The organism is Tardiphaga sp. 20_F10_N6_6 (assembly GCF_052076045.1).
GTDB classification, from domain to species: domain Bacteria; phylum Pseudomonadota; class Alphaproteobacteria; order Rhizobiales; family Xanthobacteraceae; genus Tardiphaga; species Tardiphaga robiniae.
Genome location: NZ_CP197239.1, coordinates 5705428 through 5728223, shown reverse-complemented (window position 1 = coordinate 5728223; position 22796 = coordinate 5705428). Strand labels below are relative to the sequence as shown.

The 22796-nt window shown below is 61.9% G+C and carries 25 protein-coding genes; 8 read left to right on the top strand and 17 right to left on the bottom strand.

The annotated features are described in order from the left end of the window. The first annotated feature begins 1 nt into the window (after position 1). On the top strand, positions 2-955 hold the full coding sequence (locus AB7813_RS27445) for a HEAT repeat domain-containing protein (RefSeq protein ID WP_439062481.1): 954 nt from the start codon (positions 2-4) through the stop codon (positions 953-955). Here the strand turns inward: AB7813_RS27445 and AB7813_RS27440 are convergent. After that, positions 952-1674 carry a Crp/Fnr family transcriptional regulator gene (locus AB7813_RS27440; RefSeq protein ID WP_439062723.1) on the bottom strand — a complete coding sequence of 241 codons (723 nt, stop codon included), beginning with the start codon at positions 1672-1674 and terminating at the stop codon, positions 952-954. The genes AB7813_RS27445 and AB7813_RS27440 overlap by 4 nt on opposite strands. A gap of 458 nt (positions 1675-2132) precedes the next feature. On the opposite strand from AB7813_RS27440, the gene AB7813_RS27435 reads away from it, so the two are divergent. The 4 genes from AB7813_RS27435 (at position 2133) to AB7813_RS27420 (ending at position 5622) form a co-directional block, all read left to right on the top strand. Further along, on the top strand, positions 2133-3542 hold the full coding sequence (locus AB7813_RS27435; RefSeq protein WP_439062480.1) for an ABC transporter substrate-binding protein: 1410 nt from the start codon (positions 2133-2135) through the stop codon (positions 3540-3542). Positions 3543-3568: 26 nt separating this feature from the next. Then, a complete protein-coding gene (locus tag AB7813_RS27430) occupies positions 3569-4345 on the top strand; it encodes an ABC transporter permease (RefSeq protein WP_439062722.1) in 777 nt (258 codons plus the stop codon). Then, positions 4342-5187: an ABC transporter ATP-binding protein gene (locus tag AB7813_RS27425; protein WP_439062479.1), complete on the top strand. Its 846-nt coding sequence runs from the start codon at positions 4342-4344 to the stop codon at positions 5185-5187. Before AB7813_RS27430 ends, AB7813_RS27425 begins: the two co-directional genes overlap by 4 nt. 282 nt (positions 5188-5469) lie before the next feature. Continuing rightward, positions 5470-5622, top strand: coding sequence for a hypothetical protein (locus AB7813_RS27420; protein WP_439062478.1), 153 nt, complete (start codon positions 5470-5472; stop codon positions 5620-5622). A 399-nt stretch (positions 5623-6021) separates the two neighbouring features. On the opposite strand, the gene AB7813_RS27415 is transcribed toward AB7813_RS27420, so the two are convergent. The 6 genes from AB7813_RS27415 to AB7813_RS27390 all read right to left on the bottom strand — a co-directional run bounded on the left by AB7813_RS27415 (position 6022) and on the right by AB7813_RS27390 (position 11247). After that, positions 6022-6534 carry an Lrp/AsnC family transcriptional regulator gene (locus AB7813_RS27415; RefSeq protein ID WP_439062477.1) on the bottom strand — a complete coding sequence of 171 codons (513 nt, stop codon included), beginning with the start codon at positions 6532-6534 and terminating at the stop codon, positions 6022-6024. Between the two features lie 211 nt (positions 6535-6745). Continuing rightward, entirely contained in the window at positions 6746-7621 is an 876-nt protein-coding gene (locus AB7813_RS27410) for an ABC transporter permease (RefSeq protein WP_439062476.1), read from the bottom strand. Next, entirely contained in the window at positions 7618-8805 is a 1188-nt protein-coding gene (locus AB7813_RS27405; RefSeq protein WP_441228870.1) for an ABC transporter substrate-binding protein, read from the bottom strand. The genes AB7813_RS27410 and AB7813_RS27405 overlap by 4 nt, the downstream gene beginning before the upstream one ends. A gap of 13 nt (positions 8806-8818) precedes the next feature. Then, positions 8819-9586 carry an ABC transporter ATP-binding protein gene (locus AB7813_RS27400; RefSeq protein WP_439062474.1) on the bottom strand — a complete coding sequence of 256 codons (768 nt, stop codon included), beginning with the start codon at positions 9584-9586 and terminating at the stop codon, positions 8819-8821. Then, a complete protein-coding gene (locus AB7813_RS27395) occupies positions 9583-10671 on the bottom strand; it encodes an acyl-CoA dehydrogenase family protein (RefSeq protein WP_439062473.1) in 1089 nt (362 codons plus the stop codon). The genes AB7813_RS27400 and AB7813_RS27395 overlap by 4 nt, the downstream gene beginning before the upstream one ends. A gap of 18 nt (positions 10672-10689) precedes the next feature. Beyond that, entirely contained in the window at positions 10690-11247 is a 558-nt protein-coding gene (locus AB7813_RS27390) for a carboxymuconolactone decarboxylase family protein (protein ID WP_439062472.1), read from the bottom strand. 129 nt (positions 11248-11376) lie between these two features. On the opposite strand from AB7813_RS27390, the gene AB7813_RS27385 reads away from it, so the two are divergent. Together AB7813_RS27385 and AB7813_RS27380 are read left to right on the top strand one after the other, a co-directional pair. Next, positions 11377-11772 (top strand): hypothetical protein, encoded by a 396-nt coding sequence (locus AB7813_RS27385; RefSeq protein ID WP_439062471.1) that lies wholly within the window; start codon positions 11377-11379, stop codon positions 11770-11772. Positions 11773-11786: 14 nt separating this feature from the next. Then, complete coding sequence (locus AB7813_RS27380; protein WP_439062470.1) at positions 11787-12119, top strand: hypothetical protein; 333 nt, start codon at positions 11787-11789, stop codon at positions 12117-12119. 75 nt (positions 12120-12194) lie between these two features. Here the strand turns inward: AB7813_RS27380 and AB7813_RS27375 are convergent, their stop codons facing one another. The 10 genes from AB7813_RS27375 to AB7813_RS27330 form a co-directional block, all read right to left on the bottom strand. Further along, positions 12195-12767 (bottom strand): helix-turn-helix domain-containing protein, encoded by a 573-nt coding sequence (locus AB7813_RS27375; protein ID WP_439062469.1) that lies wholly within the window; start codon positions 12765-12767, stop codon positions 12195-12197. A gap of 691 nt (positions 12768-13458) precedes the next feature. After that, positions 13459-14106: a 2-hydroxychromene-2-carboxylate isomerase gene (locus AB7813_RS27370; RefSeq protein WP_441228869.1), complete on the bottom strand. Its 648-nt coding sequence runs from the start codon at positions 14104-14106 to the stop codon at positions 13459-13461. A gap of 24 nt (positions 14107-14130) precedes the next feature. Further along, complete coding sequence (locus AB7813_RS27365; RefSeq protein ID WP_441228868.1) at positions 14131-14847, bottom strand: ABC transporter ATP-binding protein; 717 nt, start codon at positions 14845-14847, stop codon at positions 14131-14133. Further along, the gene (locus AB7813_RS27360; protein ID WP_439062466.1) at positions 14844-15596 is read right to left on the bottom strand and encodes an ABC transporter ATP-binding protein; all 753 of its coding nucleotides are present in this window, start codon (positions 15594-15596) and stop codon (positions 14844-14846) included. The genes AB7813_RS27365 and AB7813_RS27360 overlap by 4 nt, the downstream gene beginning before the upstream one ends. Then, positions 15593-16525, bottom strand: coding sequence for a branched-chain amino acid ABC transporter permease (locus AB7813_RS27355; protein WP_439062465.1), 933 nt, complete (start codon positions 16523-16525; stop codon positions 15593-15595). The genes AB7813_RS27360 and AB7813_RS27355 overlap by 4 nt, the downstream gene beginning before the upstream one ends. A 17-nt stretch (positions 16526-16542) precedes the next feature. Then, positions 16543-17409, bottom strand: coding sequence for a branched-chain amino acid ABC transporter permease (locus tag AB7813_RS27350; protein ID WP_439057503.1), 867 nt, complete (start codon positions 17407-17409; stop codon positions 16543-16545). Between the two features lie 64 nt (positions 17410-17473). Next, on the bottom strand, positions 17474-18670 hold the full coding sequence (locus tag AB7813_RS27345) for an amino acid ABC transporter substrate-binding protein (protein WP_439086159.1): 1197 nt from the start codon (positions 18668-18670) through the stop codon (positions 17474-17476). Positions 18671-18916: 246 nt separating this feature from the next. Continuing rightward, positions 18917-20179 (bottom strand): YeeE/YedE family protein, encoded by a 1263-nt coding sequence (locus AB7813_RS27340; RefSeq protein ID WP_439086160.1) that lies wholly within the window; start codon positions 20177-20179, stop codon positions 18917-18919. Beyond that, on the bottom strand, positions 20176-21099 hold the full coding sequence (locus AB7813_RS27335; protein ID WP_439088509.1) for a sulfurtransferase: 924 nt from the start codon (positions 21097-21099) through the stop codon (positions 20176-20178). Before AB7813_RS27335 ends, AB7813_RS27340 begins: the two co-directional genes overlap by 4 nt. Before the next feature lie 312 nt (positions 21100-21411). Further along, the gene (locus AB7813_RS27330) at positions 21412-22113 is read right to left on the bottom strand and encodes a MetQ/NlpA family ABC transporter substrate-binding protein (protein WP_441228867.1); all 702 of its coding nucleotides are present in this window, start codon (positions 22111-22113) and stop codon (positions 21412-21414) included. 347 nt (positions 22114-22460) lie between these two features. Between AB7813_RS27330 and AB7813_RS27325 the strand changes: the two genes are divergently transcribed. Further along, the gene (locus AB7813_RS27325; RefSeq protein WP_439062460.1) at positions 22461-22790 is read left to right on the top strand and encodes a YdhR family protein; all 330 of its coding nucleotides are present in this window, start codon (positions 22461-22463) and stop codon (positions 22788-22790) included. Positions 22791-22796 lie beyond the last annotated feature (6 nt).

Genomic DNA, 22796 nt, shown 5'->3' with positions numbered 1-22796 from the left:
CATGTCTGCATTCGAATCCTTCATTGACGTCGCCGAGATCGCAGAAAATCTGCAGAGTCCTGATGCCTCGGTACGCCGCCTCACGGTGATCGAGATCGCCGAGACGGCGAGTGACGAGGCCGTGCCGCATCTGGTCACGGCCATCAGCGACACGGCACCCGAGGTCAGGCTGCAGGCCGCGCGCGCGCTTGGCGAGTTTGATGGGCTTTCGGTCGCGCAGGCGCTGGTGCGCGGCGTGACGGATGCCGACCGTGACGTCGCGTCGGCTGCCGCAGAGAGCCTCGCCGAACTGCGCGATGCTGCGGCCGATGCAGCCCTGCTGCCGCTGGTGTCGCACCAGTCGGCCTTTGTTCGCGAAGCCATATTTAGAGCACTGAAGGAGCTGCGGAGTGCGATCGCCCTTGGCCCGGCCATCTTGGCACTGCAGGATGTCGATCCCGCCGTGCGCGTGCAAGCGGTGGGCGTGATCGGCTATCTCAAGAGCAACGAGACCCTGCCGTCGCTGATCAGTGCGGCGCGCGATGCCGATGCGCAGGTGCGGCTCGCTGCGGTCAACGCGCTGTCCTTTGCCCGCAATGCGGTTGCTGCGCAGGCGGCTTCGGGCGCGCTGGCCGACGACGCCTGGCAGGTACGCGCCGCCGCGGCCGAAACGCTCGGCCGGATCGGCGAGACTTCGGCTGCCGCAGCCGTGAGAGGCGCGCTCGGTGACACGTTCTGGCAGGTGCGCCAGAAGGCGCTGCAATGCCTCGGCAAGCTGAAGGCGCGGGATGCCGTCCCAGCCATTCTCGGCATTCTGGATGATCCCCTACCCTCGTTGCGCAAAGAGGCAGCTGCGGCCCTGGGCGACATCGGCGATATCAGCGCACAGGCACCGCTCGCTGCGCATGCCGCCGATATCGATCCGGACGTGCGCAAGACCGTCGCCTGGGCGCTCGGCCGACTGCTTGAGCGCTAATCCTTCAGCAGTATCTGTTCGAGCTGGTCGAGGCGGTGGATGCGGATAACGCCGCCATCGATGGAGACGATGCGCTTGGCGTGGAACCGCTTCAGCATCATCGTGACCCACTGCCGGGTCGAGCCCACCATCGCCGCGATCTGGTCGTGCGTCACCTTGCGGTTGATGACGACCGCGTCGCCGTCGGCCACGCCATAGAGCTCCGAGAGGTTCAGAATGTATTGCGCGAGGCGCTCGATCACCGACCGCGTGCCCAGCATCTGCGCCATCGACGAATAGCATTTTCCCTTGGCAACCAGCCCGTCGATTAGCGCCAGCGCGAAAGTGGGCATGCGCAGCAGCAGCGCCTGCAGTGTCGCGCTGGAGAGATGCGTGATATCGCAATCCTCGATGGCGACGCCGGACCACATATGGGTGCCGCCGCCGGAAATCGCCGGACCACCGATGAAGTGGCCGGGCGTCCAATAAGCCAGGGTGATCTCGCGTCCGGTCGGCGCGGTGTAGAACACCCGGACCTGGCCGCGCTCGATGATAAAAATTCCCTGATGATGCGCGCCCTGGCTGAAGATCGCCTCGCCTTGCCGCATCGTGAATTGGCGTCCGCTCTCGCGGATCTGCGCGCGCTCCTCCACTGTGAGGCGGTCGAGAAAATGGGCGCCATCGTTCAGGTCGTCGATCGTCTCGCTCATGAACAGCGCCGAAAGATCGCTCTGCCGCATAGCCGGCGCGGTTACGATCGAGCGACCGGATGCAACGCCCGTGGATGACGGTGATGTCCGGCATGCGTGCCCGCCACGCAAGGTCACGGCGGTTGCGGGAAGATACGCCTCACGAGAGTCCGAAAGCGTTTTCAGGCTGGCCATCGCATTTTCACTTGTGCTGAAGGTCTTGAAGCGAGGCTAATGGTGCGGCGCAGAGGAAGTCCACTCTTTTGAGCATCTCCAGATCGACTTGAAACGCCTGATGCGCGGATCGACGAAGCACGAGGGAATTCATCTGTAATGCATCGAACTCCTGCAAGATAATTTTCGGCGCCCCTCGCAGGCGCAACGCCGCGTCATGTTCGCTCGCCTGCGACGCCGGCGCGCATCGCAACTAATTGCTTCAGCGGCATCGTGCGCCGGTTCAACATCCGGGCGGAGCGTATCCGATCACTCGGATAACCAGGGGACATGCCATGAAACGATTTGGATTGGGGATTATTGCGGCCTTTGCGATGACGTGGGCAGGAACCTCGAGCGCCGAGACCATCCGCGTCGCACTCGGCACGCAGGATACGACGATCAATTGCGCCACCGGCGGGCTGATCGTCCGCGAACTCAAGCTGCTCGAGAAATATCTGCCCCGGGACGGCAAGTACAAGGACGTCACCTACGACATCCAGTGGAAGAACTTCACCAGCGGGGCTCCGCTCACCAACGAGATGGTGGCCGGCAAGCTCGATTTCGGCGCGATGGCGGATTTCCCGGGTTCGCTTAACGGCGTCGCGTTCCAGAAAGCCGGCCGCCGCAGCCTCTTCATCATCACGCTATCCGGCAGTACCAAAGGGAGCGGCAATGGCATTGTCGTTCCGACGAGTTCGCCCGCGCAATCGATCGCCGACCTGAAGGGCAAGACCATCTCGGTGCCATTTGCGTCGACGTCGCACGGCATGCTGCTACGGGCGATCAAGGCGCAGGGCTGGAATCCCGAGACCGACGTCAACATCATCACCCAGGCGCCGGAAGTCGCCGGCCCCGCGCTGCAGACAAATAAGATCGAGGCCCATGCCGACTTCGTTCCGTTCGCCGAATTATTCCCGTGGCGCGGCTTTGCCCGCAAGATCTTCGATGGCTCGCAGGCGGATGCGCCGACCTTCCATGGCGCGCTGGTCGATAGCGAATATGCGGACAAATATCCGGAGATCGTGCAGGCCTATCTGAGCGCGAGCATCGAGGCGGACCGCCTGTTCGCCGCCGAGCCGGAGAAATACAGCGAACTGATCGCCAAGGTAACCGGCATCGAGGCCGAGGTGAACTATCTGTTCCACGGCCCGCTCGGGCTGCAGACGCGCGGCCTGACCTGGAAGCCTGAATATCGCCAGGCGGTGCAGACCTCCATCGATACGCTGAAGCTGCTCAAGCGCGCCGATGGCGATCTCGATATCGACAAGTTCGTCACCGACAAATATATCCGCGCGGCCTTCGTCAAGGCCGGGCGCGACTATGATGCGGAGCTCAAGGATTACGCTCAGCTCGCGCTGAAGGCGAAGGACGCCCTGACCGGTGCCGAGATCACCGATGTCAGCCGGGTCGCGCAGATCTGGGTCAAGGACGAGCCGTTGGTGCGGCACTATACATCGCCCGAGAACGCCCTGAAGGCTCTGGCGGCACTGGAAAAGGACGGCAAGAGCGCGCGGGTCGTCTACGCGCAGGATCGCGAAAGCGGCATCAAGCTGTTCGCGCAGCAGGCCTGGTTCGTGCGCGCGGCCAATGGCGAACTCGGCGCCTTCCTGTCGCGCGGCACCGCCGAAAAATGGGCCGCGGCCAAGGGCGGCCAGGTGGTCGATTTCGCCGGCGCGCGTGAAGCCGTGGTGGTGAGCCGCTGATGGCGACGGCGACGGGATCAGGCGGTATGCATATGGGCCGCCTGCTGGTGCAGGTGGGATCGATCCTGGCCTGCATTGCGTTCTGGCAGGTGGCGTCCACCCTGCGCCTCAATCTCGGGATCGTCACCTTCCGTAACGTGCCGCCGCCGACCGAAGTGCTGCAGTCGCTGATTGTGCTGCTGCAGTCACCCAAGCTGCTGGCGCATCTCGGCAGCAGCCTCGGACGCGTTTTTGCCGGCTACGGGGTCGCGGCACTCTTGGGAATTCTGCTTGGCTTTGCCATCGGCCGGTCCCGTGCAGCGAGCGACGTGCTGCTGCCGCCGCTGGAACTGCTGCGCCCGATTCCGGCGGTCGCCTGGATCCCGCTGTCGATCCTGATGTTTCCATCCTCGGAACTGTCGATGATCTTCATCACTTTCATCGGCGCGCTGTTTCCCATCGTGCTCAATACCATTCACGGCGTTGCCAATGTGGATCGCCGCCTGGTCGCTTCGGCGCGAAGCCTCGGTGGCAGCCGCGCCGCCATCCTGTGGGAGATCGTACTCCCGGGCGCGGCGCCAAGCATCGTCACCGGCCTCGCGATCGGCATGGGAACATCGTGGTTCTGCCTGGTGACGGCGGAGATGATCTCCGGCCAGTTCGGCATCGGCTATTACACGTGGGAATCCTACACCTTGCAGAACTACGCTGACATCATCGTCGGCATGCTGGTGATCGGCTTGTTCGGCATGGGCAGCAGCTGGCTGCTGACGACGCTCGGACATGTCCTGATGCCCTGGCGAAGCCCGATGGTGGCGCGATGAAGGCACCGCGGGTTAACGGCCACGGCGTCGGCCTCGGACGAATTGCGATCGAGGACGCATCGATATCGCTTGGTCATGGCGACGATGCCTTCGAGGCGGTCGCCGGTCTCGACATCTCTGTCGCGCCCGGCGAGTTCGTCTGCATCCTGGGGCCGTCGGGCTGCGGCAAGTCCACCCTGCTCGGCGCGCTGGCGGGACACGTAGCAAATACCAGCGGTAGCCTTACCGTGGACGGACAGGCGATTACCGGCCCGAGCCCGGATCGCGGCATCGTGTTCCAGCAGCACACCCTGTTCCCTTGGAAAAAGGTGCGTGAAAATGTCTGCTTCGGGCCGAAGATGCGCGGCATCGGCAAGGTTGCGCGGCGACAGCTCGCGGACGAATTGCTCGCGCTGGTCGGGCTATCCGGCTTCGAGGAGTTTTATCCGTCACAGTTGTCAGGCGGCATGCAGCAGCGTGTCGAGATCGCGCGCGTACTCATCAACCAGCCGCGCGTACTTTTGATGGACGAGCCGTTTAGCGCGCTCGATGCCCAAACCCGATCGATGATGCATGAGTTGCTGCTCGACATCTGGACCGAACGCCCCACCACGCTGATCTTCGTCACGCATGATATCGAGGAGGCGCTGTTTCTCGCCGACCGTGTGATCGTGATGAGCCGGCGCCCTGGGCGGATCGTCGAGGATCTGCGAGTGCCATTCGCGCGTCCACGGCCGGCTGATATTGTCACCGAGATTGAATTCGCGCGTCTGAAGCGGCACTTGCTTCTGCTTCTCCGTCCGGATCAACAGTCTACTGCGCTGTCTGAACACCAGAGCGAACACGCGTTGGCGCCGAATTAGTTGGCGAGCCGCTCTTGTCGCGCAAGGCCGCCATCGCAGAATTCGACTATACCCTGCGGGGCGCGAGTTGGCCGCCGTACCGAGCTGCGCGGTCCCTGTGCCGAGACGTCGCCTCTAAGCCAGCGCAAGGAAGGCGAATAAAACTGTCCGAAACCGGCAGCGCGGAGAATTCTGAACCGCTGACTGCACCACAGACAGAGCGCGTATCGCTATTTTCTCCGCCCGCTTGAACGCGGAAGCAACCTGCCTTGAAATAGGCAGATGACCGATTGGAGAAAGACCGTGCGAGATCTATCAGCCGAAGCCCGCTTGCATCTTCGTGCCCGTTCGTCGTCGAACCGCGCCGCGGTAAGGTTTCACACCGTCGCCGTCTACAGCTCTCTGGCGTTGATCGCCGCCATCGTATTCGGCGCGGTTTCGGTGCGCCCGTTCTAGTTCCGACGTCGCGTACCCCGGGATCTTGCGTGTTTGGCTGGCAGACAACATTCGCGATCCGGCGCTACTGCAGGTGATCCAGAGGAGCAATTGGGATGAGCGACCACCCGCCGATTTTGCGGCAGTCATTCTCGGGCTGGACGGCTTTGTTGCCGGGACTCATCCCTGCATTCCTGTTTGTGACAATTTACGGCATGCGGCGCGCATATGATCTCGTGGGCGCAATAGCGGCCTCATTTTGACGCGCAGCATCGTTGTCATCCGTCTTTGGCAGGATGAACACCAGGTTGGTGATAGCACCGTGGCAGCGCCGGCCCTTACCTTGCTGACCACATGGGCAGCCCACAGCGTCTCCTCTGAGTTGCGCGCACCATCAACATTTCGGACACTAATGACGTGTCAGCGTTGAGCCGGCTCGGGCGCGATCGGCAGCGAAGTCGACGACTTCAACGTCTTGACCACATAATGCGGCCGCGTCGACTTGATCCGCACCAGTGCGTTAAGCTGACGATGGAATTCCTCGAATTCGGATGCATCGCTGACGACGATGCGAAGGCAGTAGTCCACGTCTCCCGCCATGCGATAGCAAGCGACCACTTCCGGCATATCCTTGACGACCGACGAGAATTTTCTGAGCCAAGCCTCCGAATGATCGTCGCTCTGGACGTCGAGAAATATTGTCATATCCAGACCGACCGAGGATGGATCGACCAGCGCAACCTTGCCGACGATGACTCCATCGCCCTCCAGCCGCTTGATGCGCTTCCAGCAGGGCGTCGCAGACAGCCCCACGATATCTCCAATGTCGGCAACCGACAGTGACGAATTCTCCTGGATCAAGGTGAGGATCCTGCGATCGATGGCATCGAGACGGCGACCGATCGGCGGTTTCGTTACATCAACATCAGTCATATGCGCCGCCCGCAAGGATCGGAGCTAAGGGTCGGTGCGTCGGTATGAAAGAAGAACAATCCGTCTGGGTGGCTGTCGTACAAGGGCGTTTCGACGACCCGCAAAATGGTTTTTGGATTCTGCGACATTTATAAACTCCTCGATGGCTGCGCGGTTTGCTTCCAAAAATGGTGGATCGAACCGTTCGACCCTTCGATCTCGTGTGATACTGTCATGCCGGCACGCGCATGCGGCCGGGCGCGGCGAGCCGGATCAGCACGCGCGCTGCCGCGTCGAGAAGAAAGCCAAGCAATCCGATCATGAGCACCATGGCCATCAACTCGGAGTAAGCGAGCCGATCGCGGGTATCGAGGATGAAATAGCCCACTCCCGCCGACACCCCGAGCATCTCGCAGGGCACGAGCACGATCCACACGACGCCGATCGCCAGCCGCAGCCCGGCCAGGATATGGCCCAGCACGCCCGGGATGATGACATGACGCAGCGTCTCCCAGCGCGTCGCCGACAGGCTGCTGGCAAGGCGGAGCCAACTCGGTTCGAGCCGTCGCACGCCTTCCGCGGTGTTCAGCAGGATCGGCCAGACGGCGGCGAATGCGAGCAGGAAATAGATGGGGCGATCACCGATGCCGAACACCATGACGGCGATCGGCATCCAGGACAGCGGCGAGATCATGCGCAGAAACTGAAACGCCGGTGATGTCGTCGCATCGAGACGTTGCGAGCGACCAACTGCGAGGCCGATCGGCACACCGATCAACAGCGCGAGGCCGAGGCCGACCAGGACACGGCGCAAGCTCACGAGCAGATGGATCGACAGGTCAGATTGCGTGAGCAGCGTCAGCAGACTGGCGAACGCTGTGCCCGGCGCGAAATGACGCACGAAACTCCCTTTCGGGGGCAGCAGCTCCGTCCCGATCCACCAAAGGACAATCAGGACAATCAACCCGCTGGTGCCCAGCACCACCGTCGATAGCCGCACAGTCCAACGCGAACGCGCAGCGCGGATGGACCAGCGTCGCCTGCTCCCGTCACTGCTTTGCGCATCGAGTCCGGCCGGCGCGATGCCGGCCTCCAGGCTGCTCGTCACGCGACCACTACTTCCGTTCGCGTGAACGATTCCGGTAGCCCAAATGCGGCCATGCCGCCTGCTGCGGTCACCGCAGCCTTGACGAAGCGGTCATCCACAAGCTCCCGTGCCGCGGTTGCGGGATCGAGCCTGTCGAGGAACGCGCGGTCGCCTTCGATCAGCGTGTCCTTCAACCGACGCACCAGCTCCTCGGTATAGCTCGGATACGGATAGGGCTGGAAATCGATACGCCGCTCACGCCACACCGCGTTCCGGATCGCGCCGGATTTGAGATAGGCGGCATTGTCGGCCTCGGGCGGCGAGAGAACCTTCTCCAGCACCGCCGTCGTATGCGGCGTGTACTTTTGGGCCCCCTCCTTGGACAGCAGCGCGGCGGTCTCGGCGCGGTTCTCGCGGGTCCAGAGTTGCGCCTTGACCATGGCGTTGACGACCTTCTGCGACCATTCCGGCCGCTGCTGCAGATCGCGCTCATGCATGAAGACAACGCAGCAAGCGTGATCCTTCCAGACGTCGCCGGTGAACCGCAGGATCTTGCCGACCCCCAGCGTCTCGGCCGTGGCATTGAACGGCTCGGCGACGATAAAGCCAGCAATCTGATTGGACGCGAGCGCCGGGACCATGTCGGCCGGCGCCATGATGACGAGGTTGACCTCGTTGGCTTGTGGCGCTCCGGTGCGCTTGCTCACCGGGATCAGACCGTTCTCCCGTAGCAGCGCCTGCAGAACCACGTTGTGGATCGAATACCAGAATGGAATGGCGACGGTCTTGCCGCCGAGTTCCTTGACGCTATTGATCTGCGGCCCGACGCTGAGGCCGGATCCGCCGGTATGATTCCAGGCCACGACCTTGGCCGGCGCCTGGCTGCCGAAACGTGCCCACACCGTCATCGGCGACAGCAGGTGAACAACGTTGACCTGACCGGAGATGAATGCCTCCAGCACTTGGGCCCAGCTGCGCAACATCACCGGCTTCTCGGCCTTGAGGCCTTCGGCTTCGAAATAGCCCTTGCCGTGAGCCACAAGCAACGGCGTGGCATCGGTGATCGGGAGATAGCCGATGCGTACCGGCGCATCCGCTTCCTGCGCCCTCGCCTCATAGGCACGCAGCAACGGAAGCGCCCCCGCCGCGGTGAACAGTGCCGACAGTTTGATGAGTTCGCGGCGCGAGAACTGATCCATGGACATGCGGTTACCTCATTCAGTTGCGGCGCGATGCGCCTTTCAAGGCCTTAAGAATGTCGATCCGGATGGCGCCGAGTTCTGCGACATACTCGTCGCGCGGCTTCGGTAGCTCGATCACCCAGTCGCCGACCTGGCGCGCGGGCGCGCCGCCGAGCAGGATGATCCGGTCGGACAGCAACAGCGCTTCGTCGATGTCATGTGTGATGAGGACGGCCGCCGTCTGGTGATCGCGAACGACTTTAAGCAGCAGATGCTGCATCTCTTCCCGCGTAACCTCGTCGAGCGCGCCGAATGGTTCGTCGAGCAGCAGGATTTCCGGCGTGCGCGCAAGGCAGCGGGCGAGCGCTGTGCGTTGCGCCATGCCGCCGGACAGTTGATCCGGATAGAGGCGGCGGGCATGGCCGAGACCGACCTCGTCGATGGCGGCATCCACACGCGCGCGACGCTCGGGCGCCGACAGCTGCGGCTGATGCTTAAAATCGAGACCAAAGGCGACGTTGCGCTCCAGCGACAGCCACGGCAGCAGGCTCGGATCCTGAAACGCCATCGCGACGCGTGGATGCGCGCCGTTTAGCGGGCTCCCGCGCACCTGTACCGTCCCACCGGTCGGCTGCATCAGACCCGCGAGCACGCGGAGCAGACTGGATTTCCCCACCCCACTCGGCCCCAGAATGCTGACGGTTTCACCGGCACGAAGCGACAGGCTGAAGTCTTGCAGCACGTGTTCGCCCGCCGGCGAATAGCGGAGCGCGATATCGGCAGCTTGCAGCAGGGCCTGCGTCATGCGTTCTCGACGATCGCTTGACGCCGCTCGTGTTCGCGCAGCACCGTCTTGAGCTGCACCAGGCTTGGCGTGATGATCGGCACAAAGGCCGCCTCGCGCAGCCGACGCTGGAACGACCGGCCGGGCTCCGACAGATAGGCCTGGCCGCCAGACGCCGCGAGCTCGAGCTGCACGGCCCCTGAGACAATGGCAGCGAGTTGCAGCCGAAGCCGGAAAAGCGGGGCTGGCGCCGCGATGAAACGCGCATCGAGCAATCCTGCCGCCAGTTGCCCTTCCGCGATATCGAGGTCACGCGACAACGCGTCGACCTCGGCTGCAAGTACGTCGCGATTCCTGTTGAGCCTAAGCTCAGTCTCCGCCAGCGAACGCCTCGCAAGACCGATCGACATGGCGCATTGCAGACCGAGAAATGCCGGACGGACCTGCGGCAGCCACACGCCGGCATCGGGATGGATGATGTCATCTTCGCTCACGCGAACGCCGTCGAGGTCGACAGCGGCCGTGCTGGTGGCGCGCATTCCCATCAATGCCAGATCGGGCGAGCGCCTCACCCCCGCGTTGTCCGACGACAGGCTGGCGACGAACGGCGTCGATCCGCCTTCGCCCTGCACTGCTGCCGCGACGTCGAAGCCCGCCGCACGCAGATTGGTCACCCATGGCAGCTTGCCGGTAACGGTGCGCACGCCGTCCTGTGCCGCGGCCTTGATCTGAAGCGCCTCGACGCCCGACAGAAACTTCATCGCATTCGAGAGCCCGGTCGCGCCCGCGCGGCGCCCCGACAGCAGGTCCGGCAGCAGTCGGTCCCGCAGCCTTTCATTGGGACTCTGGAGCAGATATTCGATGAATGTTCGATGCCCCCAGAACACGAAACCCGCTGCCAGAGAATGGCTGGATACAGCGGCTATCACTCCGACGGCATCGTTGATGTGACCACCCAGACCGCCTTGCGCGCGCGGCACGCCGATGCGCAGCACATCCGCGTCTGCGAGCCGTGGCAGAATGCTCGCCGCGCCGTCCGCTCGCTCATCGAGATCATCAGCGTTGGACGCGATCCAGCTTTTCAATTCGGTTGGAAGTTGCGCCATCGACACTGGCCCGGCAGACTATTCGGCCGCGGCCGCCGACGCGTTCGTCCAAGCGTAGGGACGCAACTCGTCGTTAAGCGGTGGTTGTCCGAGATTATTGGCGAAATTGCACAGTGTCGCGAGGCTGACGCCAAGCACGACCTCCAGAGCATTGGCATCGGTGAGGCCGGCGAAGCGAAACGCCGTTACCTCGGCGTCGGAAACCGCACCGCGGCTCCGAATGACGGCGCGTGTGAAATCGGCAATGGCATTCAGTCGATCATCCGGAACCTTTCGGCTGTCGCGCAGCGCTTCGACCACCGCCTCCGAGAGCCCGGCTTTCTTGTAGGCGACCGCCGTATGTCCGGCGACGCAGAAGCCGCATCCATGCGTTGTCGCCGCCGTGATCTGCACAACCTCGCGCTCTGCCAGGCTCAAACCGCTCCGCACATTGATGGCAGATACCGTTTGATAGGTTTCCAGCGCGGCCGGCGCATTGGCGAGCAACCGCACAAGGTTGGGAAGAAAGCCGCTATTAATCTGCGCGGTCTGCAAGCCAGCCTTCGCAGCATCCGGGGCGTTCTCGATGGTGAGCAACGGAAGTCGGGACATAGATGCAGCTCCGCTCGCATGATGCCGGGCAATGATGCCTCATCCATCATCAACTGGCGCCAGTTGTAGCGACTTCGCCTGCGATGCAAAGGCGCCAGCGAAAAAGAGTAAGTCTTGATCGCGTCAGCCAAGTTTCGAAAAGAGACATGCCGTAATCTGGCGATTGGCGCAGCATTCCGACTGCTCATCGAAACACATCGCATCGCGCTCAGTCGCGCCGGTACAGGCATCAATCCTGCACGCACAGACGCCGCCGCGTCGTCCCGATTTGCAGCTCGAATCAACGGGGCGATCCAGTCGTCGTATCGCGCTGAAGGACGCGACTACACGTATACCGACGTCTGCTATAGCAATCGAATATCCAATATCACGGACACATTCGCCATTGGGATAGCCGTCCAGCCGTCTTCTTGGATAAAAGCGCGACGGCAGGACATTCTCCAATTGAACCTTATGTCAGCACGTTTAGTTTTCCAACAGCAGGCAGGACAGATCGTTTCTGCTGAATGAATTGGAGACTGACAATGAACGCAGCAATGCAGATGATGCCGATGCCCATGATGATGGGCGGCATGATGAATCCGATGATGTCGGGTAACATGATCAACCCGATGATGGCCGGCGGCATGATGAACCCGATGATGATGGGTGGCATGCCGATGATGGGCTGCCAGATGAAGTGCACCATGACCGCCAACGGCATGACCTGCGAAATGATGCCGATGGATCCCGCCATGAAGGACATGTTCATGAAGTGCTGTGAGAACATGATGAGCATGATGCAGATGGGCATGCCGATGATGATGAATTGCGGCGGCATGATGATGATGTGCATGCCGATGAAGACAGCGGCCTGATCGGCCTCTCTTCGCTGACAGACATGGCGGGCTGGCTTTGTCAGCTCGCCATTTTCGTTTCTGGCGGCCCGATTGCTACGACGCGATGTCCGCATAGGTCATGACGAGATAGAGCACGGCCTCGCTCGCGACGAGATTTCGGTAGACATGCGGCACGTCCGCTTCGAACAGGACGGCGTCGCCTTCGGCCAAGGTCTGCGGCTTCTCCGATCCCACGGTAAGTTCAATCACGCCCTTCACGACCACCAGATTCTCACGCGTCCCAGGCGCATGCGCCTCTGCCGACTCGCGATGCAGAGCTGCGATCTTGAGCTCGTAAAATTCGACGTCGTGATTTCCCTCAAACGGAAACAAAGCACGCGAACTGAACTGCCCCTGGCTCGACGTGAGCAGCTTCGCCTCAGAACGCCGCAACACCACCGATCCACGCGGCGCCTCGGAATGCAGCAGGTTTGCGAACGGAACGTTCAACGCATTCGCGACCTTCCACAACAGCCCGATCGTCGGCACGCTCTTGCCGGTCTCTATCTGGCCGAGCATCGCGCGGCTTACGCCCGACTGCTTGGCAAGCCGTTCCAGCGAATCTCCACGACGGGTTCGCAGGCGCCGCACATTGCGACCGACAATCGCCGGAAGATCCGTTGGCATGTCGGGCGCAGCTAGATGGTGAAGCTGGTCGTCAGCGACAGGGCTCAATCTACCGTCGCTCACAAAGCGTCCCGATTTGTCGAAGCGGTTGCGGCCATCGGGACTGGCATCCAGACCATCATCGGCCAGAACCAGTAGACCGCTCCCTGATAGAAATTGACTTGCTCTGACGGAGCGCTCGACTCGCGAACTGCAGTCTTGCGCGCCCGATAGGCGCTGAGGTCGATTACGTTTGCTGAACTATCTGTCACGCAATTTTCCATATCTTCAACAGCTTGACCGATATGGTATTGATGTCGGGGCTCGAAACAAGCCGCCGGAGAATAAAACAACAGACGTGCTGGAGGGCGACGCGGCAAAGCAAGTTATACTAGGCACGCGGCAGGCTGCAGCATACCTCACTCAGATGTAGTTTCAGTTGTCTGATCTTACCCGTGCGCTTCGCCACGATCACGGCTGCATGCCGGATAGCGTGCTTCTCCGCCGCAGGCATGCACCGGCCATGATATCTGCCTCGCCGCCCAGGCCGGACTTGCTTGCCGGAAGTGTCGTGGGCCTTGCCGATCCTCGCATCGGTGTGTCCCGGATGAGTTCGAGTTCGGGATACGCCTCCCAATCGAGCGGTCTTCGCACCTTCCCGCATGATGCCGTCAAGTGACGAGTAAATCCTCAGGAGTTCGCTCAGGCAGGATCAATCTGCTGCTCGGACATCCGGCGTCGCGATCGGCGGCCTTTGCGACGTGATCGCCTGTTCGAGATGATCGAGACGATCCTGCCCCCAGAAGGGTTCGTCGCGATAGAAGTAGAAGGGCGCACCGAACAGCTTCCTGTCGACAGCCTCGCGCGTCAGGTTCACCTCGCGCTCTTGCACGGCAAGGTCGTTGGCGCCGGACAGCAGCCGTCGCCCGTCGAGACCGCTCTGATCGGCCAGACGCACCAGCGTCTCGGCATCAGTAACGTCCAGTTCATCGGCCCACACCGCCTTGAGCCCGACATGAACGAAGGCTGCTACGTCGCGACCCTCGGCAATTGCGACCAGCAGCATGCGATGTCCGAGCGACGGGTCGGCAGGATAAAACTTCGGCCATGTGACGAGCGGAATGTTGCGGATCGCCTTCCAGCGCTCCATTTCGACGAGCCGATAGGCCTGGCGCTGGAGCGGCCGCTCACGAACCGGCTTGCCGCCGCCCGCCGCAAACACCGTCAGCAGATCGATAGGCTTGTAGACAACGTCGACGTGGTGGCGTCTCACGATGTCCTGGAACACCAGGCTGCCGATGTAGGACCACAGCGAGATAAAGCTGAAATAGTAATCGACCCGGGGATGTTGCTCGGCCATGCCGTGTCCTTCTGAAAGTAAAACCTAGATTCCAAGATAAGCGGCGCGAACCGACGGATCACGCAATATCTCTGCCGCAGTGCCGGCCGCAACACTGCGGCCCTGATCAATGACATAGGCATGATCGGCGAATTCGAGCGCGGTTGCCACATCCTGTTCCACGACCAGCAGGCTCGTCCCCGCCGCATTCACCTTGCGCAGCGCCTCGATCAATTCATCGACTACTTTTGGCGCCAGTCCGAGTGACAATTCGTCGATCAGCAGCAAGCGCGGCGCCGCCATCAACCCGCGGCCGATCGCACACATCTGCTGTTCGCCGCCTGATAGCGTAACGGCATCCTGCCTGCGCCGCTCACGCAGACGGGGAAATAGGTCGAAGACGCGCTCGATGTCGGCGGATATCGCCCCGCGATTGCTGCGGCCATAGGCGCCGAGCATCAGATTATCTAGCACCGACAGGCCGGCGAACAGGCGCCGTCCCTCCGGCACATGTATCAGGCCACGGCGGACGAAATCCAGCGGCGACGCTGCCCTCACCTCCTCACCGTCGAACACGATCGTGCCGCCGGTGGGTTGCAGCAATCCGGACAAAGCGCGCAGGATCGTGCTCTTGCCGGCGCCGTTCGACCCGATGAGAGCGACGACATCGCCCTGCGGAATAGCGAGATCGACGTTCCAGACCATCTGCACGTCGCCGTAGCCAACCGCGAGATGACGGACCTCGAGCAAGGTCGCGCTCATGGTGTGATCTCCTTCTGCAGCCTGGCAAAGCGCTTACCGAGATAGGCCTCGATCACCCCTTCGTCCTGCATGACCTCGGCCGTCGGGCCATCGGCCACCAACCGGCCCTGATGCAGCACCAGCAGCCGGCTGCAGGACCGTGACACCACCTTCATCAGATGCTCGATCAGCAGAACGGTAATGCCCTTGGCGGCGATATCGGCGATCAGGCGCAAGGCATTGTCGATTTCCGCCGCATTTAGGCCGGCATTGACCTCGTCGAGCAGCAGCAGCTTCGGTTTCGATGCAAGACTCTTCGCCAGTTCCAGCCGCTTGCGGCCGGCAAGCGTCAATGCTGACGCCAGCGTATCGGCCTCACGCGTCAGCCCACAGAAAGCCAGATGCAGGTCGGCATCGCGGCTGGCCTCCTCGCGCGTCGGAACACCCCCGGCAAACAGCGCGGCAGCAGCGACGTTCTCGCGCACAGTCATACGCGGAAACGGCTGCACGATCTGGAAAGTGCGCGCGATGCCCGCGCGGGCCACAAGGTCCGGTCGCAATCCACCTATCTGCCGTCCGGCGAAATCGATTGTCCCCGATGTCGGCTTCAGAACGCCTGTAACGACGTTGACGAAGGTCGTCTTGCCCGCGCCGTTCGGACCGATGAGGCCGATGATCTCGCCTTCCTTCAGTGCCACCGATACATCGTCAAGCGCCAGCAAGCCTCCGAAGCGGCGCGAGAGATGGTCCATCGTGAGAAGTGTGCTCATCGCGGCTTTCTCCGCATGATCGCGGCAATGGATGACAGCATCCCACGGCCGCGCAGCGCTCCAAGGCCGCTTGGTAGGAACAGGACCAGCGCCACCACCAACAGGCCGAGGAAGCCTGCGTGGAATTCGAGACTGTTGCGCCAGATCAGTTCCTCCAGTCCGAGGAAGACGAAGGCCCCGATCACCGGTCCGGCGATGGTACCGACACCACCGAGCAGGGCCATGATGATCGGCTTGACCGAGAGTGAGACATCATAGACGTCGGATGGATCGATATAGCTGACCCATGACGCATAGATCGCGCCGGCGATGCCGATGAACAGGCTGGACAAAGTAAAACCGATGACCTTGGCGCGCCGGGTATCGATGCCGATGACCTGCGCGGCGTCCTCGTTCTGGTCGATACAGCGAAGTGCGACACCCAGCCGTGCCCGATCAATCCAGATCGATGCAACAACCGCTGCCACCGCGACGACGCTCATCGCCACGAGAAACAACTGCGCCTGGCTGTTCGAACTACCGCCGAGCAACGGCACGTTCAGGCCCATGCCGCCACCGGTCAGCGACGTCCAGGAATTGGTTACCTCGCGAAGCACGTCAGCAACGACGAGGCTGCCGATCGCGAAATAGTGCCCGCGCAGATGCAGGATCGCGAACCCGAGCGCGGTCGCGAAGACGGCCGTGAACACACCGGCACCGATCCAGGCGGCAACTGCCGGCACACCCGCCGACGATGCAAGGCCGCCCGCATAGGCGCCAAGCCCGAAGAAGGCTGCTGTCGCGAATGACGGATAGCCGGAGAAACCACCGACGATGTTCCAGGCGACGGCCAGCGTCACATACATCGCGACCGTAGTGGCGAGGCGCAGCACATAGTTGTCGCCAAATGCCAACAACCCAATGAACAGCACCAGCCCGGCGGCGACCAAGAATATCCTCCAGCGCATCAGTTGAACCCCTTGCGGCCCAGCAGCCCGGTGGGCCTGACCACCAGCAACACCAGCAAAAGGAGGAAGGAGATCGTCAGCGCATTCTCAGGCCCGATGAACAGCGCGCCAAAACTCTCGATCACGCCCAGCGCAAAGCCGCCCGCAACGACGCCGGGGATGCTGCCAAGACCGCCGAGCACGCAGATCACGAACGCCTTGCCGAGATATCCGCCGGAGGACACCGGCGAGATCGGAAAGATGGCAGCGAGCAGCGCGCCGGCCGATCCCGCCATGAAGGTTCCGAGCGCGAACGCGATTGCATAGGTACGCTTGACGTCGATGCCCATCAGCGACGCGGCATCACGATCCATGCGCACCGCCACGATGGCGCGGCCGAGCTGGGTGAAACGCAGCAGCAGTCCCAAGGCGACGACGAGCACCAGCCCGACCGCTGTGGCATAGACGCGGTCGATGGGGAGGATGATGTCGCCGAACTCGAAAACACCAAGCGGCGGATTGAGATTGATCTTGCGGTAATCGGCCTTGAACCCGGCCAGCATGGCATTGTCGAGAAACAGGTTGAGTCCGAAGGTCAGCACCAGCGTCATCAGCACCGGTCGTCCCATCACCGGATTGATCGCGATGCGCTGGATGACATAGCCGAGCACGAAAATGATCGCTCCCGCCAGCGGCGCGAACAGGAACGGGCTGATGCCGAACGATTGATGGGCGAAGAAAGCCAGATATCCGCCGAGCACGATCAGCGACCCATGCAGGATGTTGATGATGTTGAGTACGCCCCAGACCAGCGAAAAGCCGGCGGCGATGCAGGCATAGAGCCCACCTAAAGCCAGTCCGTTGACCAGCACCTGTATCCAGAGCATGTCGATGCCTCAATGCAGAGGCCGTGGCAGAACGCACTGCCACGGCCTCGCAAGCGTCAGAAGATCAATTTCCCGGGGTCGCCCGGAAATCGCTGGTGGCGATGTCGGCGGGATAGACCACCTGCACCTTGCCCTGCTGGATCTGATAGACTGGCGGGATGTAGGAGTTGGCGATACCCGTCGGGCCGAACGAGATCAGTGCAAAGAAGGTCTTGAAGCCGCCCTTCGCGAGTTGCTCGCGGACAGCATTGCGATCCTTCGAGCCGGCGCGTTCGACGGCCAGCTGCAGAATGACACCGACCGCCGCGCCTGACGCCTGGGTGAAATCTGGCTCGGCACCATATTTGGTCTTGAATTGCGCAACGAAATTCTGCGTCGAGCCGAACACGTCTTCGCTCTTGTAATTCAGTATCGGATGAAACCAGCTCGCGGTCGTGACATTCTCCGACAGCGGGCCCACAGCATCGATCCACTCCTTGTAGGCCGGGCCATTGATCAGCGTGTAAGCCTGCCCGCCGACCTTCAGTTCTCCGGCCTGCTTGCGGGCCAGAATGAGGTCGTTGATGTAGCCGGTCACCACCACCCAATCGGGCTTGGCGGCACGTAACTGCGTCAACGCAGAAGAATGATCCAGCGTGCCGATCGGATATTTCTCGAAGAACACGACCTCGAAGCCGCGCTTCTTGGCGCTTTTCTCGAATTCATTGGCCAACGACAACGGATAGAGATCGTTGCGCGCCAGAATCGCGATACGCTTCACGTTCGGCAGCTTCGCCTTGATGAGATCCGCGATCGGTTCGCTCAGCGTGCTGTTGTCGGTATAGAGGCCGAACAGGTTCTTGTACCCCTGATCAAACACCTCGGCCGACGACGCACTCGATGCCAGCAGAGGTACGCCCGCTTTCTCGGCCACCGCGCTCACGGCCTTTGCCGCACCGGAGCCGAACGGTGAAAACAGGAAATCGACCTTGTCGTCGGTAATCAGCTTCTCGGCGAGCTGGACCGCCTTGGGCGTCGTCGACTGATAATCGTAATAGACCAGTTCGATCTTCAGCTTCTTCTCGCCCGCCTTGATGCCGCCGGCCGCGTTGACCTTCTCCTGCCAGAGCTCATAGCCCTGCTTCAGTTTTGCGCCTTCCGGAGCCAACGCACCCGTCAGCGGAAGCGGCGCGCCAATGCGCAGGGAATCTTGCGCGCTTGCGATGCCCGCCTGCAACACAATGGCCGCCGCGGCGGCCAGCAGCGAATGTCCCAACTTCATGATCATCTCCTTATGAGTTCCGCGGCATGTCTCCGAGCGCAAATGAGATGTCAATGTGCTGCGCGGAATAAGAAATTCCTACTTTCAACAACGACCGCGCCGCTTTCGATGATCTCACGCGAGATGGAATCTCAATGGATTTCGACTACAGTTGAGTAATCATAGCATGCACGCAATGCGCTCTCACCATTTTCGAATGCCGCCGATCAGGCATCGCGGCACGCCGGTATCCGGGCTTCACCGGCATCAACCGCGCGGCAACAGGCCGAGCCGGCGACCGCTCCAGAGCGTGACCGCCATGCCGGTGAACAGCGACGCGCCGAACACCCAGCCCGACAACGCACCGGCGGTGATGCCGGAGAACAGGGTGCCGACGGTGCAGCCGAGGCCGGTCATCGCGCCACATCCCAGCAAAACGCCACCCGTAAGACCGCGCAGGACGTGGTCGATCCGCGGACGTTGCGGCTTGAACTGCCCGGCCACCAGTGCCGCGGCCAGCGATGCGGCGACCAGTCCCAGCACGAACGCGCCGTTCGGCGACAGCAGCGCGTCGCGGACGACGGCAATACAGCCGCGCAGACTATCGAGGCCTTGCAGGCGCGTGGGTACAAGTTCCAATGCGCCTGCAAGCTGCCGTGCGCGGCTGCCGAGTTCGGCCGTGACCCCGAGTGGCGCGACGCGCAGATACGACATGGTCGCGAGCACACCGATGATGGCGCCGCCAATCCATGCCGGCCAGCGATCAACAAAGATCGCGGTCACCCGGTCGCGTGCGCGCGCATGCTCGGCCGGTTTCTGCGGAGTCGATCGCGTCACAGCATAGGCGATCAGGCCGAGCACTAGGCCCGCGACCAGAAGATGCCCGGCATAGCCAAGCGTCCGCGGCAGCCACACCACCGGCGCATCTGCAACGGCGGCAAGATAGACGGTGTTCCAGCTGACAAAGCCCAGCACGAAGCCGATAATTGTGCCGATGAGTGCGAATGGCGCTGTGGGCGATCCCTCGCTGAGCCGATAGAGATGCGCGCTGACGCAGGAACCGGAAATCGCCATACCCGCGCCGAACGCGATTCCGGCAGCCACGAGCGCGAAGCTGACAGGCCCGATGAACGCATCCGGCGGCAGCCGCCCGGTGCCGGCATCCGGCAACCATGCACCGAACACCAGCGTCGTGCCGATCAGGCCGACGGCGAGCGCCACGATGAGACCCAGCACGCCCTGCGGTGCGCGATCATCGAGCCATTCGCGAAACATGCAGAAGAAGCAGAACCTCGCGCGTTGCAGCACGATGCCGAACGCCGCGCCGAACAGCAGCGAGATGGCGAGTGCCGGACTGCCCTGCCCGTGCAGCACATAGGCGGAGACGCCGATTGCCAGCACGATAGCAAGAGCGACTGTGACGGAGACCTTGCGGTCTGCAAACGCAGCAGGCGCCGGGTCGATACCCGGCGCCTGTTCGTCACGACGTGAAGACCCTGTGAGGGTTTCCACGGATGTGCCGTCGGTCACTTGCCGCTCCAGACCGTACCCGCAAGGTTGACTACGGGGACGCCGACCGAATTGCCATATTCGGTCCACGAGCCGTCATAGTTCTTGACGTCATAGCCAAGGATCTTCGAGAGCAGGAACCAGGTGTGGCTCGATCGCTCGCCGATCCGGCAATAGACGATGATCGGCTTCGATCCGTCGATGCCAGCGGAGGCATACAGCTTTTTCAGCTCATCGGCGGATTTGAAGGTGCCGTCTTCGCTGACCGCGCGGCCCCATGGCACGTTAAGCGCGCCGGGGACGTGGCCGGCCCGCACCGTCAATTCCTGCGAACCGGGCGGCGCAAAGATCTTGCCGGAATACTCATCGGCAGAGCGGATATCGACAATTGCAGCATTCTTGCTGTCGGATGCCGCGCGAATATCGGCCAGGCGCGCACGCAGCTTCTGGTTCGGCTCGGAGACCGTCAGCTTGCCCGGCTGTACCGATGCATTGCGCGTATCCAGCGGACGCTTGTCGGCTTCCCACTTCTTGCGGCCGCCATCGAGCAGCTTGACGTTCTTGACGCCATAGACATCGAACACCCAGGCACCCCAGGCCGCGAACCAGTTGTTGTTGTCACCGTAGAGAACGACGGTGGTGTCCTGATCGACGCCCAGCTTGCGCGTCAGTTCCTGGAACTTCTCCTTTGAGGCGATGTCACGGGTCACCGTATCGACGAGGTCCGTGTGCCACACCACATTCTGGGCGCCGGGGATATGGCCGCGCTCATAGATGCCCGGCTCGACGCTAACTTCGACGACGCGAACCTTCGGATCGTTCAGATTCTTCTCGAGCCATTCACCGTTGACCAGCGGGCTGCTGCCTTGCGCGAATGACGCTGTCGCCAGTGCGACGGCGCCAAGGCCCACGGCCAGCGTGGTTGCGATAATCGATTTCAGTTTCACAATCATTCTCCATCAATGGGCAGAGCACAGGGCTGAATATCAGTTGCCGAACGTCGCCCCCGGCCGACAAATTTCCCGAATGCATCTCCTCACTGCACCAGCAGCGCGTCAATTGACCGTCTGACGCAGCCAAAAATGGCCTTCTCGCAAATGTCGGAATCGCCGAATGGATCGAATGTGCGAGCTCATTCACCCGGAATGTCCTTCCAGTCGTGGCAACCTGTCGCAGGTCGCTGCAAGCGGTGACAGCGCGGACGGTTCTTCGCTGCGCTCGCAATCACGCGTACGGCGATGGAACGGTCAGAACTACTTATCGTCGGGGGTCTTATCGACGCCATGCCACACGCGCTGGTGATCGGCATGGGTCTGCAGATAGGCACCGTCCTTGTAGTGCGTATCGTAGAATCCAAGGTCGATATGGTGCGCCTGGGTATAGGCCGCGACGCCGACACTCGGCTGGGTACCGGGGAATTTTCCGTAGGTATCGTAGATGTCCTGCGCCAGCGTTCCGAGATAGCGTACGAAGGCGGGACTATAGGCATTGCCCGGCGCGAGTTTGAGCAGGCCGGCGCGCTCGAGCAGGATCAGGCCACGCGCGCCGTTCAACGGCTCATTGGGAATGGCAACGCTGTCGCCGGACTTGATCTCGCTCAGGCTCTTCACTTTTTTCGAGAACAGGCCGACCGGGGCGATGACGCCGACCTTATCGACCTGAGCCAGCGTGAAGCCGCGCTGCTTGTTCTGAATCGCAAGATAGGTGCTGTGCTGAAACAGGTTCGCGTCGGTATCGCCGCTCTGGACGGACTCGTTGATGACAATCCAGTCGGTCAGTTCCACCACCTTGACGTCAAGGCCCTTATCCTTGGCCAGCGATGCGGCGAAGGAGACCAACTGGCCGACCGGTCCGGCGCTCGTCGCGATCTTGAGTGGCTGATCCGCGGATGCCGCGCCGGTCAGGGCAGCCAGAAGACCCGCTGCTCGTGCGATCCGTAGTAATGGCTTGATCATATTGCTCGCTCCTCGTTGATGGCGCTCGAAGTCTAGGCGAGCGCTATCCCGAAATAACGAGACGGATATTGGTTTGTTGATGCGTGTGAGAGACGAAGTGTAGCGCGCAACCCGCTGACGGAGATCAAAGCGGCCGGCGGAGAATAAGTGCGCCGCTCGGGCGAAGTTCGTGGATGAGTTTTTCGCACCTAAATCCGCTCTATCTCACAAATGGCGAAGAGGCGAAAACTTCAAGTGATACGCGATCCATCGAACAATATTGCCGAGCATGCGAGCAATATGAGTGCATTGTCTACGCCGGTTGTGATCTCATTCCTCCGTTGCCTCTCAACATGGAGATCATCGACATGGCCATCATTCTTCAGGTGAACTACACGCCCAGCGCTCAGCAGGATCAGCAATCCGACGCCGCGCGCATCGAGTCGGCCGAGAACATTGCCAAAAACGTGGCTGGCCTGCAGTGGAAGGTCTGGATTTCGAACACGACCGAAAAGCTGCGTGGCGGCATCTATCTGTTCGACGACCTCGACAGCGCCAAGGCGTGGGGCGAGGGCAATCTGCGCGAGCGACTGGCTGCTGGTGGTGGAACCAACATCTCCATCACCTATTTCGAAGCCAACGAGAAGCTCAGCGCCATCACGCGTGCGACATTCTCGAAATCCGCCATCGCTGCCTGATCTGAG

Bases quoted from the DNA above. Each gene is read 5' to 3' on its own strand.
- AB7813_RS27445 (WP_439062481.1), top strand. From the start codon at position 2: ATGTCTGCATTCGAATCCTTCATTGACGTCGCCGAGATCGCAGAAAAT.
- AB7813_RS27440 (WP_439062723.1), bottom strand. From the start codon at position 1,674: ATGCGGCAGAGCGATCTTTCGGCGCTGTTCATGAGCGAGACGATCGAC.
- AB7813_RS27435 (WP_439062480.1), top strand. From the start codon at position 2,133: ATGAAACGATTTGGATTGGGGATTATTGCGGCCTTTGCGATGACGTGG.
- AB7813_RS27430 (WP_439062722.1), top strand. From the start codon at position 3,569: ATGCATATGGGCCGCCTGCTGGTGCAGGTGGGATCGATCCTGGCCTGC.
- AB7813_RS27425 (WP_439062479.1), top strand. From the start codon at position 4,342: ATGAAGGCACCGCGGGTTAACGGCCACGGCGTCGGCCTCGGACGAATT.
- AB7813_RS27415 (WP_439062477.1), bottom strand. From the start codon at position 6,534: ATGACTGATGTTGATGTAACGAAACCGCCGATCGGTCGCCGTCTCGAT.
- AB7813_RS27405 (WP_441228870.1), bottom strand. From the start codon at position 8,805: ATGTCCATGGATCAGTTCTCGCGCCGCGAACTCATCAAACTGTCGGCA.
- AB7813_RS27400 (WP_439062474.1), bottom strand. From the start codon at position 9,586: ATGACGCAGGCCCTGCTGCAAGCTGCCGATATCGCGCTCCGCTATTCG.
- AB7813_RS27395 (WP_439062473.1), bottom strand. From the start codon at position 10,671: ATGGCGCAACTTCCAACCGAATTGAAAAGCTGGATCGCGTCCAACGCT.
- AB7813_RS27380 (WP_439062470.1), top strand. From the start codon at position 11,787: ATGAACGCAGCAATGCAGATGATGCCGATGCCCATGATGATGGGCGGC.
- AB7813_RS27375 (WP_439062469.1), bottom strand. From the start codon at position 12,767: ATGCCAACGGATCTTCCGGCGATTGTCGGTCGCAATGTGCGGCGCCTG.
- AB7813_RS27370 (WP_441228869.1), bottom strand. From the start codon at position 14,106: ATGGCCGAGCAACATCCCCGGGTCGATTACTATTTCAGCTTTATCTCG.
- AB7813_RS27365 (WP_441228868.1), bottom strand. From the start codon at position 14,847: ATGAGCGCGACCTTGCTCGAGGTCCGTCATCTCGCGGTTGGCTACGGC.
- AB7813_RS27360 (WP_439062466.1), bottom strand. From the start codon at position 15,596: ATGAGCACACTTCTCACGATGGACCATCTCTCGCGCCGCTTCGGAGGC.
- AB7813_RS27350 (WP_439057503.1), bottom strand. From the start codon at position 17,409: ATGCTCTGGATACAGGTGCTGGTCAACGGACTGGCTTTAGGTGGGCTC.
- AB7813_RS27345 (WP_439086159.1), bottom strand. From the start codon at position 18,670: ATGAAGTTGGGACATTCGCTGCTGGCCGCCGCGGCGGCCATTGTGTTG.
- AB7813_RS27330 (WP_441228867.1), bottom strand. From the start codon at position 22,113: ATGATCAAGCCATTACTACGGATCGCACGAGCAGCGGGTCTTCTGGCT.
- AB7813_RS27325 (WP_439062460.1), top strand. From the start codon at position 22,461: ATGGCCATCATTCTTCAGGTGAACTACACGCCCAGCGCTCAGCAGGAT.